This window comes from Streptomyces sp. NPDC006294, assembly GCF_042870895.1.
Taxonomy (GTDB): domain Bacteria; phylum Actinomycetota; class Actinomycetes; order Streptomycetales; family Streptomycetaceae; genus Streptomyces.
Genome location: NZ_JBIAHV010000001.1, coordinates 324289 through 340750 on the forward strand (window position 1 = coordinate 324289; position 16462 = coordinate 340750).

The following is a 16462-nucleotide window of genomic DNA, read 5'->3' on the forward strand; positions in this document are numbered from 1 at the left end:
TCAGTTGTCCCCCCGGTGGCGCAGAGTCACCGCGGGGTCCGCGCGACGCAGGGCGATGACGGCGACGATCAGAAGCGGCAGTGCGGCGACCCCGGCGAGGAGCAGACCCACCTGGTCCACGGGAAGTTCGACCAGCACCCGCGGAAGGGGCTGGGTGGCCTGTCCGGTCAGGACGATCAGCGGCACCACGGCCCGGGTCAGCACGGCCCCCAGGGCGATGCCCACCAGCAGCGCGATGCCGATCAACACGCTCTGCTCCGCCGCGACCAGCCGGGCGAGCTGACGGCGCGGTGCGCCCAGGGCGCGCAGTACGGCGAGTTCGGCGCTCCGTTCCCGCAGCGAACCGGCCGCGCTGACGGCGAACCCGACTGCGGCGAGCGCCGCCGCGGCCAGGGCCACCGCCATCAGCGCGGAGCGGGGCCCGGCGCCGAGCGGGTCGCCGAGCAGTTCGTCCGCGGCCTCGTCCCGTACGAGCACCTCACCGGGGTCGGCGTCGGGTCGCTCACGCAGGGCCTTCGCGACCTCCCCGGCCTTGCCGGGCTCGGTGCTCAGCCACCATTCGGTGGGCCTCAGCGACGAACCTCCCCGGGCGGCGATCGCGGTGTTGACCGTCGGCAGGTCCAGCAGGAGGGCTCCGCCGTCGGCGTTCTGCCGGTCGGCCGCGGTCTCTTCGCCGTCCGCGGCCACGGTGCCGGTGACACCCGGTCCGGTCGTCGGCAGGGCCCGCGCGGTTCCGACGATCTCGGCCTTCAGCGACTCACCCGCCAGCGTCACGTCGATGACGTCGCCACGCTCGGCTCCGGACGCGCGCAGGAACGCGTCGGTGGCGACGGCCGCGATCTGCGGGGGCGGGGCCGGCCGCGTGGCGCTGACGAGAACGCTGAAATCGGAAGGGACGGGGTGGCCCCAGGCGTTCACCGCATTCGGGGCCGGCCCGATGCCGTAGCCGAGGCTCAGCGGCCTGGATCCGGAAGCGGTGGGGCGCAGCGGCCGGGAGGTCCCCGGCTCGCCGTCCGGGATCTCGGTGTAGCCGCCCTCCCAGCGCGGGTCGGCCGGTGCCGTGACGGTGCGCACGGTCCCGTCGGCGCCGGTGGTGCGCAGCCGCTCGACGGTCAGGCGGTGCGTCCTGCGGGGTCCGTCCGGGATCTCGCCGTCGAGGCGCAGTCCGGTCAGGGCCAGCGGGCCGGCGGGTGCGGTGGGTCCTCGGGAGGAGGACTGGTCCAGGGCGAAGGTCACCGTGCGGACGCGGCCGTCGGCGGCCACCCTCCCGGCCGGCATCCGGTACGCCAGGCCGTAGCGGTCCTCGACGATGACCGTGACCTGCGGCGCCACCCCCGGGAGCGACCCATCGGAGGGGGTCTCGTCGGCGATCCGCAGGTCGAGGGCGAGCCGGCGGGCGTCGTCGGGCAGCACCACGCCGGGGCGGACCGTCTTCGCGGCGGTGGCCGCCCCGAGCAGCGAGCCGGGCGGCTCGTCCGCGAGATCGTCCCGCAGCAGGAGTTGCTCGTCCGCGCGGGCCGTGTCGATCGCCAGCACGGTCGCGGTCCGGTTGCCGGACAGCACCAGGGGAGCGCGGTGGGCGGGAGCCGCTTCCCGCACCCCGGGCACGGACGCGTACAGGCCGATGTCTCCCGGCCGGCCCGTCCCGTTGTCCGCCACCCGCACCGACGCGCCTGTCCGGAAGTCGGCCTGGTCGCTCTGCGACCGGTCCCAGGAGGCGCTCTGCCCGATCGCCAGCATGCCCATCGCCACCGCGAGCACCAGCAGCAGCACGGGCCCGGCGCCGCGCAACGGGCGGCGGCTGAACTGCCAGCCCGCGAGCGCGGCGGGCAGCCCCCGGCCGCCTGCGGCGCGGCGCTCCGCGAGCCGGGCCGCCGGCGGCAGCAGACGCAGCGTCAGGACCGTGCCCGCGAGCAGCGCGAGGGCCGGAGCGGCGACCAGCAGCGGGTCGATGCCCAGGTCGCCCTCGCGGTCACCGCTGATCGCCCCGCCGCCGGCTGAACCGGTCTGCCGGTCCAACTGCCAGTACGCGACGGCCGCGACGGCCAGCAGCCCCACGTCGGCCCCGGCCCGGACCGGCGCCGGCAGTGCGCCGCCGCGGGCACGCCGCAGCCGCAGCGCGCCGGACGCGGCGGCCAGTGCCGGTGCCACGACGGCTGCCGCGCAGCACACCGCGACGCCCGCGGCCACCAGCCACACCTGCGCCGTCGGCGCCTCGCCGAGCCGCAGACCGCTCCTGGCGAGGGCGGAGTGCTCGGCGAGCAGCCGCGTCAACGGCCCCGAGAGCAGCGGCGCGCAGAGAGCCGCCGGAAGGGCGAGCAGGAGCGCCTCGACAAAGGCCAGCGAGACGATGCGCCCGCGTGACGCGCCGCGGGCGCGCAGCAGATCGGTCTCGCCGGACCGTTCCGTGCTGAGGAGCCGGGCCACCAGCAGCAGCGCGTACCCGGCGAGCAGCACCAGCTGCACCGCGACGATCAGCAGGGTGGACCGGGCGACCAGCAGCGCCCGCTCGCTCTGGGCCAGCACGGTCGGCAGCGAGGTGCGCACGGTCGCGCCGGACGCGAACGCCGGTTCCTTCGTCAGTGATTCGGGGCCGCTCGTCGCGGTGGCACGCAGCGCGCCGATGCGGTCGGTGGTGACGGTGCGGAAGTCGGCGGTGGCCAGCCACGCCGTGTCTCCCGCGGCGACTCGGCCGGAGGTGAGGACCGAGGGATGCGCGAGGAGCGGTCCGTAGGTGGTGAAGACCACGGACCGCACGCCGCGGCCGCCGAGGCTGTCGAGCTGCCAGTACGGATCCGTGGTGTCGGCCGGCCGGTAGAGGCCGGTCAGTCGGACGGCGATCGGTTTGTCGGAGAGCCGGTCGGTGAGGGTCAGGCGGGCGCCGGGCCTCAGGTCCAGCTGCCGGGCGGCCACCTCCGGCAGTGCGACCGGCACCGCCCCGGCGTCCGCGGGACCCGGGCGGGTCCCGGACACCATCGTGACCCGGGTCGCGTCGAGAGCGGCGAAATGGGTGAGGTCGGGCTCGCCCTTGCGGGCAGCCGGGTCCTGGAGGGACCGAGGCAGGGCGTACGGCCCGGAGCGCTGGAGGCCGCGCACCGTCACGGGCAGCCCGTCGAAGGACCGCTCGGCCCCTCGGACGACGGCCTCCTCGGCCGCCTCGCGGCGCTCCGGCGGGACCTTGGCGGTGACGGTCAGCGCGGCGGCGGCCGCGTCCCGGCCGCCGAGAGTGTGCCGCAGCGCGGCGTCCCCGACGGAACCGGAGAACGCGGCGAGCGAGGCGAGCACACACGTCGTGAGAAGCACGGCGAGGAGCGCCGCCGCGAGCAGCAGCCGGTGCGCTCTGACGCGCAGTAGTACGAACCCCGTCACCCATCCCCCACCCGGACCGCCCGGCGGCGTCCCCGGACGCCCCACTGTCCCCGGATGCTTTCAGAGCACACCCGTTCGTGGAAACCGCTTGCGGCAGGACCTTGACCCGATCGTGACCGTTATCCGGCGACCGATCGCCGGATTCCGCGCCCGTCGCGTCGGCCTCGTGACGCGGCGGGCGGCATGGGACAGGTGGCCGCTGTGGCGTGGGGCGGTACGGGCAGAGGGACGGTCGGTCAGTCGGGTGTGTTCACCATCGAGGCCGCGGCATACGTGAGGTAGTCCCACAGCTGCCGCTCGTGCTCCTCGGCGAGGCCCAGCTCGTCCAGCGCCGTACGCATGTGCCGCAGCCAGGCGTCGTGGGCGGCGCGGTCGACGGTGAAGGGGACGTGGCGCATCCGGAGCCGGGGGTGCCCGCGGCGGTCGCTGTAGGTGCGCGGCCCGCCCCAGTACTGCATCAGAAAGAGCGCGAGCCGCTCCTCGGCGGGGCCCAGGTCCTCCTCCGGATACATCGGCCGCAGCAGCGGGTCCTCGGCGACGCCCTCGTAGAAGCGGTGGACGAGGCGCCGGAAGGTCTCCTCGCCGCCGACCTGCTCGTAGAAGGTCTGCTCCTGAAGCGTTCCGCGCGGAATCTCATTCACGCACCCCATGCTCTCAGACCCACCGGCCGAGGACCGAGGGCCTAGGACTCCCCGTCCCGTACGGCACGGTGGCTCGCTTCCCGGGCGACTGCGCAGGAAAGTGGGCGTATGGGACAGGCCGTGGACCGTTTCGCCGAGCCCGCCGCGAAGGCGCGGCGGGCCATGGTGCGCGAGATCGCGGCCGCGGGAGAGCTGGCCGATCCGGCCTGGCGGGCGGCGTTCGAGGAGGTGCCCCGGCATCTGTTCGTGCCCTACTACTTCACCGCCCGCGCCGGCGCCTACGAGCGCCTGTGGTGCGAGGACCCCGACCCGGGGCGCCGGGCCGGATGGCTGCGCGGCGCGTACAAGGACGAGCCGCTGGCCACACGGCTGCGTGACGGCGATCTCGTCTCGTCGAGCAGCCAGCCGTCCCTGATGGCCCTGATGCTGGACGCGCTCGAGGTCGCCGACGGGGACCGCGTGCTGGAGATCGGCGCGGGCACCGGCTACAACGCGGCACTGCTCGCGCACCGGCTCGGCGACGCGGCGGTCACGACCGTCGACCTGGACCCGGAGATCACCGAGTCCGCCCGTGTGCACCTGTCGGCCGCCGGATACCACCCCACCGTGGTCACCGGCGACGGGGCGCGTGGGTGTCCCGAGCGCGCCCCCTTCGACGGCGTCATCGCGACGTGCGCCCTGACGTCGGTGCCCTCCGCATGGCCCGCCCAGTGCACCGACGGCGCCCGTATCGTCACGCCGCTGTCCACCGGGATCATCGCCCTGCGGGTGGGCCACGGCGCGGGCGCCCGCTTCGCCGAGGGGCGTTTCCTGCCCACCTCGGCGTACTTCGTGCCGCTGCGCGGCCGAGCCCTGCCCGAGCAGGTGCGGACCGGCGGCCTGCCCAGGGGAGTGGCCGAGGACGACCTCTTCCGCTTCCTGCTGAGCCTGAGCGCGGGCTCGCTCGACCCTCGTGAGGCGCTGTCCCTGTGGGAGCGGGAACACCGGCCCGGGCGCGAGCGCTTCGGGGTCACGGTGCGCGGCGAGCGGCAGTGGGCGTGGCTGGACGATCCCGAGGGGTCCTACGTCTGGCCCCTCGGGCTGTCCGGCGTCTGAACGCTCGCGGCGCGGGCCGCGTATCCATGGTTGTCGGCAGCAGGATCGCCGCCGCCGCGGCTGGGCTCAGCCGCGGCGGACGGTGATCGTCGTCCAGGCGCCGACGTGCACCCGGTCGCCGTCGTTCAACGGCACGGGGACATACGGCTGGATCGGGTCCTCGGCGCCGTTGAGCGTGGTGCCGTTGGTCGAGTTCTGGTCGACGACGGCCCAGGAGCCGTCCGGTTGCTGCACCAGCACCGCGTGCTGGTGCGAGACACCCGGGTCCTCCGGGGGCACCGACAGGTCGATGTCCGGCGACTCGCCCGTCGACTGCCGGCGGCGGCCGATGGTGATCTGCCCCCCGGTGAGCGGCAGATGCTGCTCGGGGGAGTACGCGGGCAGATTGAGCCCGGTCGCCTCGGGGCCGCTGCGCTGCATCATCGCCATGAAGTACTCACGGTCCGGCCCGACCACGGCAGTCCACCCCGCCGGTGCGGCGTCGTGGCGGGGCGCCTGCGGCTGGCCGGGGTGCGTGCCCTGCATGCCCGGGTCCTGCTGGTGCCGGCCGGGCGCCGACTGCTGCGGGAACGGCGGCGGTCCCTGGTGGCCCTGCTGCCCCTGGTACCCCTGCGGCTCCTGGTACCCCTGTGGCTGCTGATGGCCTTGACCCTGCGGACCTTGACCCTGCGGTCCCTGGCCCTGCGGTCCCTGGCCGTGCTGTCCGTGATCCCGCGGTCCCGGCGGGGGCGGGGGCGACTGGGTACGGGACGGCGGGGGCAGCATCCAGTCGTCGCCGCCGGTCTGCTGAGGCTGCGGCGGCGCGGGCGGCGCCGGCTGCTGGAAGGCGGGCGGGGCCGGAGGTCCGGGCTGCTGCTGGAACGGTGACGGCGGAGGCGGCGGACCGCCCTGCGGCTGGAAGGCCCCGGGCTGCTGCTGCCGGTGGTCGCCGGGCTGCTCCTGGCCCAGCGGCTCCGCGGGCCGGTTCATCTGCGAGGGCCGCGAACCCTGGTAATCGAAAGGATCACGTTGTTGTTGCTGCTGCTGGTGAGGCGGCGGCGGAGGAGGGCCCTGCTGGGCCGGCGGTGCGGGCGGACCCGGCTGCGACTGGAACCCCGGCGGGAGGTTGAGCCCGCCCTGCGGCTGGGGCGGCGCCGCCGGCGTGTACGACGTCGCCGTGTGGGTGAGGAAGTTGTACCGGCACTCCTCGCAGAACGGGGCCATGGCCTCGCGCGGGGTGCGGCACTGCGGGCAGAGCTCCGCCTGTGCCGTCGCGTTCGGATCGGCCGGGCCGGGATAGCCGTAGCCGGGCGGCGGCGGTGGAGGCGGCGGTACGGCTCCCGAGGGAGCGCCGGGAGGAGCCATGCGGTGGCCGCAGACCTCGCACCAGTCGTCGGAACCCGACTGGTGTCCGTTCGGGCAGGTCGGCATGTCGGCGCTTCCCCCTCTCCTCATCCGGCCCGAGGGCCGTTCACTTCGTGTCCGTGCGTGGTTACTTCTTGACGCGAACGGTCTTGGTGGAGCGGGTTTCGAGAGTCATCTCGTCCGCGTCCGCGACCTTCGCCTTCAGTCGCACAGTACCCGTCGCCACATCGACGACGTCCACCACCTTCGAAAGCAGTTTCGCAGTGTCCTCGTTCCCGGAACGTGCCGCCAGCTGCACCGCGCGGCCCAGTTTCGCGGTGGCCCCGCCGAGATCACCGGACTTCCGGGCCTCGAGGCCCTGCTGGATCACCTGCGCCAGTTCCGCCTGGCCCGTGTAGTGCGCGACCTGCGGATTGATCGCCGTCGAGGCGACCGCGTCGTCCGTCCACACCGCCCGTACGAGCCCGTGCGAAAGGACCTGGGGAGTGCCGCCGTCCGCGGCCGGAATGATCAGCGAGGCCCGTGCCGCCAGCATCTCCTGACCGATTCCGGCCTGCGGGACGTGCACACATATGTGGTAGTCGCGGGACTCGTCGCCCCAGGAGCCGGTCGGATAATCGCCCGCGCGCGGGCCCGCCTCCGTACGCCGCCCGGTGAGGTCCTCGACGGTCGGCGCGACCTGCTTGACGAAGGCGATCTCGGCGCCGACCGGGGTCCACAGCCGCAGCGCGACATCCGCGACCTCCTTGCCCATCGCGTCCTCCATCATCCGCGTGAAGTCCGCGGACAGGCCGCCCGGATCGGCGACGATGTCCGCAGTGCCGAGCAGCGCGGAGGCGATGCCTGTGACTTCTTTCACCTCCCAGTCGGTGCCGACCCCGCGGGCGTCACAGGTGAAACGGCCCGCGCACTCGTCGAGAGCGGCGCGCAGATCCTCGGGCGACTCGTGCTCGTTGCGCCCGTCGGTGAGCAGAATGCCGTGCCGGATCGCCAGGTCGGCGGAGGACAGCAGCCGGTCTGCCAGACGCAGCCAGGTGCCGATCGCGGTGCCGCCGCCGGCCGTGAGCCTCCGCAGCGCGTCCTTGGCCTGTGCCCGGGTGGCCGGGTCCGCGACGGCGAGCCGCCCGCCGCCCGGGTACACCTCGAGCGCCTTGTGGGTGCCGGCGACCACCGCGAAGGCGACACCGTCCCGCAGGGTGTCGACCGCCGCGGCCGTCGCGTCCCGCGCGTTGCGCAGTTTCTCCGGCGGGTAGTCCATGGAGCCCGAGCAGTCGACCATGATCACCACGCCGGCGGACGGTCCCCGGTCCGACCCGGCGGCCGGCCGCGCCGGTGCGTCCCGCAGCGGAACCCCGCCGGTGGTGCCACCGCCGGTGGAGGTGACCGTGACGATCGCGTTGACCTCGCGGCCGCCCTCCGGGAGGTATTCGTTCTGGTACACCTCGACCGAGAACTGCGGCACCTGGGACTTGGAGAAAACGGCCATCCGATCGGCTCCTTGTGACTCCGCCCGGGCAGCGGGCAGCGGCTGCGCGGGCGGGGTTGGCATGGTGGGCAGGTTGACGGGCGGCGGACGAGAGGCGGCCGGGGCCCCGACGGGAGGGCCGGGGCCGGCCTCTCGGGCGGGTCAAGCCATGTCGTAGGCCGATCCTGCCCCTTGCCGCGGTACGGCGAACGGCAGCACCGCCACTGTTACGTTGTCGTGGCCGCCGCCGTCGAGGGCATGGCCGACCAGCATCTGCGCGCTGTGCAGGGGCCGTTCGGACGCGTCCGCGGGGATGGCCCGGGCCATGTCCTCGGCCCCCTCCGCGTAGTTCCACAGCCCGTCCGTGCAGACCACGACCACGCCGGAGCGGTCCGGCTTGAACGCGGCGGTGTGCGGCTCCAGTTCGTACGCGTCGGCGCCGAGCCAGCCCGTGATCGCGTGGGCCCGCTCGTCCGCGTACGCCTCCGCCTCGTTCATCAGGCCGGCCGCCACCATCTGCGCGGCCCACGAGTCGTCCTCGGTCAGCCGGGCGGGCGGCCCCGAACGGTCGTCGGGGACCCAGTAGGCGCGGCTGTCGCCGACCCAGCCGACGATCAGCAGTTCCCCTGCCGCCACCGCGCCGACGATGGTGCAGGCGGGCGCGTTCTGGTGCCGGTGCGGTTCGTCGCCGGGGCCGGGCTCCGGCTCCTGGGCCAGGGCGTTGACCGCCTCCGCCGCGGCCACGATGGCGTCGTGCATGGCCTGCTGCGGGTGCGTGCCCCGGGGCAGCGCCTCCAGCAGCCGCTCGTTGGCCGCGGTCGCCGCGGCGGCCGACGCCTCGTCGGGGCGGGTCGCCGACGACACCCCGTCGCAGACCACGGCGATGACGGCCGGGGAGCCGTCCGGCAGGGCGGTGGACGAGACGGCGAACGAGTCCTCGTTGCGGTGGTGCCGCAGCCCCCGGTCGCTGACCGCGGCGACGGGACCGATCTCCGCCTCCATGTGGTCGCGTTCGCGGGGCTGGGCGTGGCCGCAGTTCTCGCAGTAGCCGTCCGTGTCGACACGGCCGGCCCGGCAGGCCACACAGACCTTTGTGCCGGGCGGTGCGACGGCGGCCCCGGTCGCGGCCGCCGCACGCGGATCGGCGGCGGGGGACGGGACGGGAGCGGACACGGAGGACGGAGCGGGCGCGGCCGCCGGGGTCGGCGCGGCGAGCTCGAAGTCGCCGGAGGGCGGGTTGTCGAACCGCACGACCGGGGCGGGCGGGGGGCCCGCGCCGGGACCGTCGGGGACGGCGGGGCCGCCGGCGGCGGTCACGCCCTCACCGGCCCGCTCGTGCTCGCCGTGCCCCGCCGGACGGGCGGCCGGAACGTGCCCCGGCCCGGGTTCGGCGCTCCCGGAGGTGCCGACATGGGCGGCCGGGCCGGAGCTGTCGACATGAGCGGCCGGGCCGGCCGTGGCGGGACCGGTCGTCGGAGGCAGGTCTCCGCCGTCGGAGTCGGTGCCGGGAACGTCGGCGGCACGCTGCGTCGGGGTAGGGGTGCCCGTCGTGTCGGTGCCGGTGGCCGCCGGCCAGTCGACCGGGGTGCTGATGGCCACGGTCGGGCGGTCCTGCGCCGCGGCGGGCACGGCCGACAGGTCGTATCCGCACGCCCCGCAGAACCGGTCACCGGGCTCCAGAGGTTCGTCGCAGCCGGGGCAGGTCGACCCGACGGCCGGCTGGTGCTGTTGCGCCATCAATCACACCCACGTCCGGGGGCGGTAGCGGTTGGCCCGCTCCACCAGCTCTATGCGCTCCTCGCCGCGCTGGGCGAGCCGGGCGAGCACCCGGAAGGAGCGTTCCAGCCCGAAGCGCAGACCGCGTTCGTCCAGCGCGCTCCCGAGCAGTGCGCTCGGTGCGTGCGGAACGGACGGCCCGCTTCCGGGACTTCCGGAGAGTACCCAGTCCAGCGCGGTGCCGAGTACCTCTGTGGACAACTGCTCGCGCCGCACCGCGTCGAGACCGAGCTGCTCGAGGGCGGCGACCTGCGCGGCAGCCGCCGACAGGTCCGCCAGCAGCGGCTCGTGCACGGCGCGTCGCCGCAACCTCGCCCGTACGGCCGCCACTCGCGCCGCCGTGTAGTGGATCGAGGCCTCCGGCACCGACTCCAGGGTCCGGACGGCTCCGGTGCGGTCGCCCGCCGCGAGCTGGACCCGGGCGAGACCGAACGCCGCGCTCACATGGCTCGGGTCGGTCGTCCACACCAGGCGGTAGTAGTCCGCGGCGTTGTCCAGCTGGCCGAGCACCTCCGCGCACAGTCCGAGGGCCAGTTTCGGCGCGGGCTCGCCGGGAAACGCGTCGTAGACCGCGTCGAAGGACACCGCCGCGGCCGCGTGATCGCCGGTCACCAGCGAGGTGACGCCCCGGTACCAGACCACCCGCCAGTCGTCGGGCTGCTGCGTCTCCATGGTGGCGAGCGCGGTCGTCGCGGACAGCAGGTCGCCCGCCTCCAGCCGGGCACGCAGTTCGCGCAGCCTGGTCTCGGGGGAGCTCGTGGCCGCCGTGTGCAGTGCCGCGATCAGCTCGGCGGGCGCGGCGGCCATCAGCCCGGCGAGAAAGCCCGCGTTGGGGTCGCTCGGGTCGACCCTGGGCAGGGGCAGCGCCAGCGCGTGGGCCCGCGTGTCGAGGACGGCGAGATACGGGGCGGGGGCCGGGCCCGCCGGCGGCGCGTCAGGCGCGGTGGCGCCGGCCGTACGGGGTGCGGGCACCGCCCCGTACGCACCGGCGGCCGGCGGCGCGGGTGGGGTCTGCGCGGGAGGGATCGGCGGGGCGGCCGCGGCCGGGGCGAGACGTCCGCCGCGTCCCGTGGCGGTCCGGGCGCCGAGCCGGGAGACGTCCCCCGCGTGCTCGGCGAACAGGCCCGTGTCCGTCACCCGCAGCTCCGGGCCGAACAGCGTCGACACGGCCGGACGCGGGCGGCCCGTCTGCATGGCGACGACCTCCCTGAGCACGCCCGTCAGCTGCTCGCTCATCTCCTGCGCGGACGCGAACCGCCGTGCCGGATCGGGGTCGGTGGCGCGCACCAGGAAGCGGTAGAACGACTCGTACGTCCGCAGGACCTCGATGTTCTCGGGGTCCGGCAGACAGTCGACGAACACGTTCGTGTAGCCCTGGAAGTCGAACGTCAGCACGGCGAGCGTCCGCGCCACCGTGTAGAGGTCGGAGGCCACCGAGGGGCCGACATCCGCGACCTCCGGGGCCTGGTAGCCCACCGTGCCGTAGATGGCGGACTCGTCGTCGTCCATCCGGCGGACCGCGCCCATGTCGATCAGCTTGAGCTGGTCCTGCTGCTGGATGGCGTTGTCGACCTTGAAGTCGCAGTACAGAAGGTTTCTGCTGTGCAGATGACCGAGCGCCTCCAGCGCCTCGATGCCGTACGCGCAGGCCTGCTCGACCGGGAGCGGGTCGCGCCGCCCGTCCGGCCCGCGCCGCTCGTTGGCGAGGTCCTTGAGCGACTTGCCGCCCACGTACTCCATGACGATGTACCCGTCGAGGGAGCCGGTGCGCTGGTCGAGATGCTCGACGAAGTTGTAGATCCGGACGATGTTGGAGTGCTCGATCTCGGCGAGGAAACGCCGTTCGGAGATCGCGGCCGCCATCGCGTCCTGGTCGCCCGTGTCCAGCAGGCCCTTCAGCACCACCCACCGGTCGGAGACCGCCCGGTCCACGGCCAGATACACCCAGCCCAGACCGCCGTGGGCCAGACAGCCCACGACCTCGTACTGGCCGTGCACGATGTCGCCGCCGCCCAGCTTGGGCACGAACGAGTAGGGGTGGCCGCACTTGGTGCAGAAACCCTCCGTGCGTCCCGGCCGGTCGCCGCGCGCCCGGCCCACCGGGGCGCCGCAGTCCGAGCGTGAGCAGAACCGCTTGCGCTCGGGCACCTCGGGGTTCGCCATGACGGCGGACCGCGGGTCGGGCCGCGGCACGTCCGGCACGGTCACCAGCCCGGCGCCCAGCCGGTTGCGCGCCGACGACCCCGTCGACGAGCCGGAGCTGCGGACCGAGACCGACCGGGCCGAGGTGCTGCCGCCGGTCAGCGAACGCGACAGCCGCCCCGACACCGACCGGCGCGACGAAGAAGAACGCGCGGACGCCCGTGAGGAGCGCGCACTGCTGCGCGCCGACGAGGAGTCCCGGCCGTCGGCGGCGATGCCGGTGGGCGGCGACGAGACCATGCCGGTGGACGACACCACCGGGGCGAGGCCGCAGGTGCCGCAGTACAGCTCGCCGCCGCCCATGTCCTCGTACGCGCCGTCACAGCCGGGGCGCTGGCAGTTTCTGATCTCGCTCATGAACCCTCTCCGCGGTCGGCAGGCCCCGACTCCGGCGCGGCCTGCCTGGGCACCAGGACTTCCGCCGCCGCGTGCTGGTACCGCAGCACGGCCTGTTCCGCGGCGCGCAGATCGCACGGCGCGCTCCACAGCATCCGGCGCGCCGCGTCGTACCGCTCGATCAGCAGGGAGTCCTCCGCCATGCCGTGGCGTGCGACCTTGGCCTTGTAGGCGTCCAGCCGGCCGCGCAGCTCGGCGCGGACCGCCAGGGGCGCGGTGACGGCCGTCAACGACTCCCGCGCGCGGCGCAGTTCGTCCTCCGCCTCCTGCTCCAGGGACTCCAGCAGCGGCGAGAGCCGGTGCCACTTCGCGTGCCTGCGGTACTCGGCGGCCGTGGCGAGGCGCTCCTGCAGCGCGGTCGGCGGGCCGCTGACGGCGGGCACCTCCGACGCGGCGATCTTGGCGAGGACCTCCCCGCGGGCGGCGCGGGCCTCCGTCAGCGTCCGGTCGGCGCGGGAGAGCAGGTCGCGCAGCCGCATCAGCCGCTCCTCCGAGTCCTGCCGGACCTGGAGCACCGCCTCGATCTCGCGGCGCACGTCCTCCAGGGCACGCGCCGCCCGGTCGTAGCGCTCGGTGTCCGGCCGGCCGCCTCCGGGCGCGGCGCTGCCGGGTCCCGGCCGCCAGAAGGCGAGCGGATCGGACACCACCTGCGCCCGCAGCGTGGCCAGTTCGTGGGTGATGGACTCCAGTTCGTCGCCGGAGGGGTGCTCCCCGGGCCGCACGCCCACGGAGTGCGCGAGCGAGCGGGTGCGCCGCAGTTCGGCGGAGAGCAGGTCGATACGGGCGGGCAGCGCCGACCACACCGCGTCGGCGGCCACCACCATGTCCAGGGACGACGCGTACAGCTCGTTCATCCGGCTGACGAGTTCATCGAGGGTGAACTCCTCCGCCAGCTTGACCGGGCCGGCGAGCTGCGGCCCCAGGTGGCCGGGCGGGCTCGCCACGGTGACACTGCGGCCGCGCAGCCGCTCCGTCAGCGCGGCCAGGTCCTCGCGGCTGGACCAGCGCCTGCGGGCACGGAGCTCACGGATGTCGTTCAACGCGGCCGTGTAGGCGTCGAAGTAGAACCAGAGCAGGGTGATCTGCCGGTCCGCGGCGGCCCAGCGGTCCTTCGTCACACCGGTCAGCTCGGCGCCCTCGAGCAGCCTGCGGCCCGCGTGGTCCTGGAGCGCCAGCAGCGACGTCTCCACCGCCTCGTGCTCGGCCCCGAGCCGCGCCAGCGCACGGTCCACCTCGTCCCGGTCCATCACCGGCCCGTGCGGACTCCCCGCCGAGCCGGGGAAGGGTCCCGCGACGCCCATCGATCACCTCTCCGTTCTTCTCGTCGCCCGAGTCGTGCTGGAAACCTGCTCGCCGTGGACACCTGTCCGGCGCGTTGCACCTGCCCGCCTAGTCCGCCCGGTACTTGGGCTGCGGCGGCCCGGCTATGCCCGGCAGGTCGGCCGAGAGCCAGTGGTCGTACGCCTTCTTCCAGGCGCTCTTGCGGTAGTCGACCAGGACTTTGTTGATGCGGCGGACCAGGTCGTCGTGGCCGAGTCTGGCGGCCACGCCGTAGTACTCGGTGGTGAAGGGCTTGTCGCCCTTGAGCTCCACCGCCGGGTCCTGAGCGGCCTGACCGGCCGCCAGCGCGTTGTCGGTGACAATCGCGTCGACCAGGCCCTGCTGGAGCCTCACCAGGCAGTCCAGCTGGTTGGGCACCGTGAACAGGTCCTCGTCGTCGGGCAGGCCGTCGTGCTTGTCCTTGAACGTCGCGCCGAAGCTGTTCTTCTCCAGCGCCTCGTACGCGGTCGAGCCCTCCGCCGAGCAGATCCGCTTGCCCGTGAGCGACGCGTCGTACCCGGTGATCTTCGAGCTCTTGGGGGCCAGCACCTGCTGGCCCGCCTGGAAGTAGGCGGTGGAGAAGGCGACCTGCTCGATACGGCTGCAGCTGATCGTCATCGTGCGCACCACGATGTCCACCGTGCCGTTCTCGAGGGCCGGGATGCGCTGGTTGGTGGGTATGGCGCGGAAGATGACGGCGTCCGGGCTGCCGACGATCTCGTCGGCGATGGCGCGGGCGAGATCGATGTCGAAGCCCTCGAGGCTCTTGGTGACCGGGTCGCGGTAACCCCAGCGGTAGCTGTTCTGGTCGACCCCGACGATCAGCTTGCCCCGCTTCTTGATCGCGTCGACGGTGGGCCCGTCGGCGCTCGACGGGGTGAGGGACGCCTCGGGGTCCTCGCAGCTGTCCGCCTTGGCGGACACGGCGGAGGTGACGGCCGGGCCGGTGCCCTCCGTCAGGACGTCCGCGCCGCCGCGCGACAGCGGCAGCAGGGTCACGGCGGCGGTCAGTGCGCAGGCGGCGGCCATGGAGGCGACGCCGCCCCAGCCGCGCAGCCGGCGCGGAGCGCGCGGGCCGCGCCGGCCGCTCGGACGTGCCTTCGTGTCCGACATCGCTCCTCCTCTCACCGGTACTCCGAAAGCCTGCGGTTGATGCCCAGCACAGCTCCCGCCGCGCCGAGCACACCCAGGGCGACGGCCCCGGCCGGCAGCCCGGACAGCGCCCCGCGGCCGTCCTCGGCCGCCTCGGTGAACTCGCGCTGCTCGTGCGCCAGCGCCTTCTTCAGCGCGGCGTCGACCTTGTCGAAGGACTCGCCGGTGGAACCCTCGGCGCCGATGACCTTGCGGAGCACGCCGTCGTAGTCACCGGCCCGGTCGGTCCTGGTGACGTCCTGGTGACGCTCCTGCCACTCCGACACCGCCGACATCGCGGCCCTGACGGGCGCGCGGCCGTCCTCGTCGTCGGCCAGCAGCTCCGCCCGGTGCAGCTGCTCGCCGAGCTGCTTCATGCCGGTTGCGTAGTCCGTCTCGTACTTGTCGCTCTTGCCGTCGTTGGTGAGCACCGCGCCGCGGGCCACCACGGTCAGATTCTCGTTGGCCCGGGCCTTGAGCGAGTTGATCCGGGCGTCGCCGAGGACCTTGAGGGACCGCTGTCCGTGCAGGTCGGCGTCGTCCAGCTGGGCGCGGGCGACCGTGTGCCCCACCGCGAGCCAGAGCAGCAGGACCATGGAACCCGCCGTCGCCGCGACCAGGCCGTGGTTGAACACCCGGTTGGTGGCGCGGTAGTTGCGCCGCTGCGCCCACACCAGGACGCCGATCGCCACCACGCCGGCCGCCAGGGAGAGGACGGGCCAGAACCGGGCGTCCTCGTCGTCCTGCTCGAGCCTCGCGGTCTCCGCGTCGTACAGCTTCTGGGCGGCGGGCAGCAGGTCCCTGGACATGCGGTCGTTGGCGAAGCGGAGATAGGCGCCACCCAGCGGCCGGCCGAGCCGGTTGTTGGCACGGGCGCTCTCGATCAGTCCCGTGTAGCGCGGCAGGGCCTCGTTCAGCAGGGCTATCTGCTGTCCGGATTCACTCGAACTGCCGGTGTTCGTCGCCGCCTTGACAAGCAGCCTGGATGCCAGTGCGATGTCGTCGTCGTACCTCTTCGCCACCTCGGGCGGCTCCTCGATGCCGGCCAGGAAGCCGCTGGAGGCCGCCGTGTCCGCGTCGGCCAGCGAGCGGTAGATCGAGGCGGCGTCGGCGCTCAGGGGCTGACTGCGGCTCACCACGTCGTCCGCGGCGTCCGCCCGGGCGGAGATCTCGAACGCCGTCACCGCACCGAACGCCACCACCAGCACCGCGAGAACGGCGCCGATGATCTGCAGCCGCCCCGGCTCCGTCGTCGCCGCGGCACGCAGCCTGCGTCGGCCCTCGTCCCAGGCGCCACGCGCCAGGGGCGGCTGGGCCGGCGGCTGCGCGGGCGGCGCAGGCTGCCGAGCCGGCTGAGGCGCTGTGCGCACATTCGGCGGGTGTGTCACGTGACCTCCCCCTTGGTCGCTGACGTCGGCCCGCCCCCCTCCGGCGGGTCCTGGGACTGCTCCCGGCCAGAAGTATGGCCGCAGGGGACTCTCTCACACCACAATTGACGCGATCTTGCTACTGGCCGGACGCCAGGCCGTCGCCCTCTTCGCACATTCCCCACAGTGTCCCCACCATGAATACGTTTCCCGGCCTTGATCGGTTCCCTCGCGGGGCACCGGTGTGAGAAGTGAGCCGTGACGGTACGGCAGCCGCCCCTGCCCCACAGCGTCATGACGGTACGACAGCCGCCCCGGCCCCACAGCGTCATGAGGGGCACGGGACGACACCGCCC

At 74.1% G+C, this 16462-nt stretch carries 10 protein-coding genes; 1 reads left to right on the plus strand and 9 read right to left on the minus strand.

Annotation, left to right across the window (positions count from 1 at the left end; all coding sequences use genetic code 11):
- The gene (locus ACFYOP_RS01490) at positions 1-3369 is read right to left on the minus strand and encodes an ABC transporter permease (RefSeq protein WP_356889712.1); all 3369 of its coding nucleotides are present in this window, start codon (positions 3367-3369) and stop codon (positions 1-3) included.
- Between the two features lie 236 nt (positions 3370-3605).
- Positions 3606-4010 (minus strand): globin, encoded by a 405-nt coding sequence (locus tag ACFYOP_RS01495; protein ID WP_356889714.1) that lies wholly within the window; start codon positions 4008-4010, stop codon positions 3606-3608.
- A 108-nt stretch (positions 4011-4118) separates the two neighbouring features.
- On the opposite strand from ACFYOP_RS01495, the gene ACFYOP_RS01500 reads away from it, so the two are divergent.
- A complete protein-coding gene (locus ACFYOP_RS01500; protein WP_356889716.1) occupies positions 4119-5105 on the plus strand; it encodes a methyltransferase domain-containing protein in 987 nt (328 codons plus the stop codon).
- Positions 5106-5171: 66 nt separating this feature from the next.
- On the opposite strand, the gene ACFYOP_RS01505 is transcribed toward ACFYOP_RS01500, so the two are convergent.
- The 7 genes from ACFYOP_RS01505 to ACFYOP_RS01535 form a co-directional block, all read right to left on the minus strand.
- Positions 5172-6515, minus strand: a complete 1344-nt coding sequence (locus ACFYOP_RS01505; RefSeq protein WP_356889718.1) for an FHA domain-containing protein — start codon at positions 6513-6515, stop codon at positions 5172-5174.
- A gap of 61 nt (positions 6516-6576) precedes the next feature.
- Positions 6577-7935 (minus strand): VWA domain-containing protein, encoded by a 1359-nt coding sequence (locus tag ACFYOP_RS01510; RefSeq protein WP_356889720.1) that lies wholly within the window; start codon positions 7933-7935, stop codon positions 6577-6579.
- Between the two features lie 141 nt (positions 7936-8076).
- Positions 8077-9651: a PP2C family serine/threonine-protein phosphatase gene (locus ACFYOP_RS01515; RefSeq protein WP_356889722.1), complete on the minus strand. Its 1575-nt coding sequence runs from the start codon at positions 9649-9651 to the stop codon at positions 8077-8079.
- Between the two features lie 3 nt (positions 9652-9654).
- Positions 9655-12249, minus strand: a complete 2595-nt coding sequence (locus tag ACFYOP_RS01520; RefSeq protein WP_356889724.1) for a tetratricopeptide repeat protein — start codon at positions 12247-12249, stop codon at positions 9655-9657.
- Positions 12246-13589, minus strand: a complete 1344-nt coding sequence (locus ACFYOP_RS01525; RefSeq protein ID WP_356889726.1) for a hypothetical protein — start codon at positions 13587-13589, stop codon at positions 12246-12248. The genes ACFYOP_RS01520 and ACFYOP_RS01525 overlap by 4 nt, the downstream gene beginning before the upstream one ends.
- 88 nt (positions 13590-13677) lie before the next feature.
- Positions 13678-14721: a glutamate ABC transporter substrate-binding protein gene (locus ACFYOP_RS01530; protein WP_356889728.1), complete on the minus strand. Its 1044-nt coding sequence runs from the start codon at positions 14719-14721 to the stop codon at positions 13678-13680.
- 11 nt (positions 14722-14732) lie between these two features.
- Positions 14733-16127, minus strand: coding sequence for a hypothetical protein (locus tag ACFYOP_RS01535; RefSeq protein ID WP_388450591.1), 1395 nt, complete (start codon positions 16125-16127; stop codon positions 14733-14735).
- Positions 16128-16462: the final 335 nt, after the last annotated feature.

Excerpts from the sequence above, each read along its gene's own strand:
- ACFYOP_RS01520 (WP_356889724.1), bottom strand. The coding sequence starts at position 12,249 with ATGAGCGAGATCAGAAACTGCCAGCGCCCCGGCTGTGACGGCGCGTAC.
- ACFYOP_RS01515 (WP_356889722.1), bottom strand. The coding sequence starts at position 9,651 with ATGGCGCAACAGCACCAGCCGGCCGTCGGGTCGACCTGCCCCGGCTGC.
- ACFYOP_RS01510 (WP_356889720.1), bottom strand. The coding sequence starts at position 7,935 with ATGGCCGTTTTCTCCAAGTCCCAGGTGCCGCAGTTCTCGGTCGAGGTG.
- ACFYOP_RS01525 (WP_356889726.1), bottom strand. The coding sequence starts at position 13,589 with ATGGGCGTCGCGGGACCCTTCCCCGGCTCGGCGGGGAGTCCGCACGGG.
- ACFYOP_RS01500 (WP_356889716.1), top strand. The coding sequence starts at position 4,119 with ATGGGACAGGCCGTGGACCGTTTCGCCGAGCCCGCCGCGAAGGCGCGG.
- ACFYOP_RS01505 (WP_356889718.1), bottom strand. The coding sequence starts at position 6,515 with ATGCCGACCTGCCCGAACGGACACCAGTCGGGTTCCGACGACTGGTGC.
- ACFYOP_RS01530 (WP_356889728.1), bottom strand. The coding sequence starts at position 14,721 with ATGTCGGACACGAAGGCACGTCCGAGCGGCCGGCGCGGCCCGCGCGCT.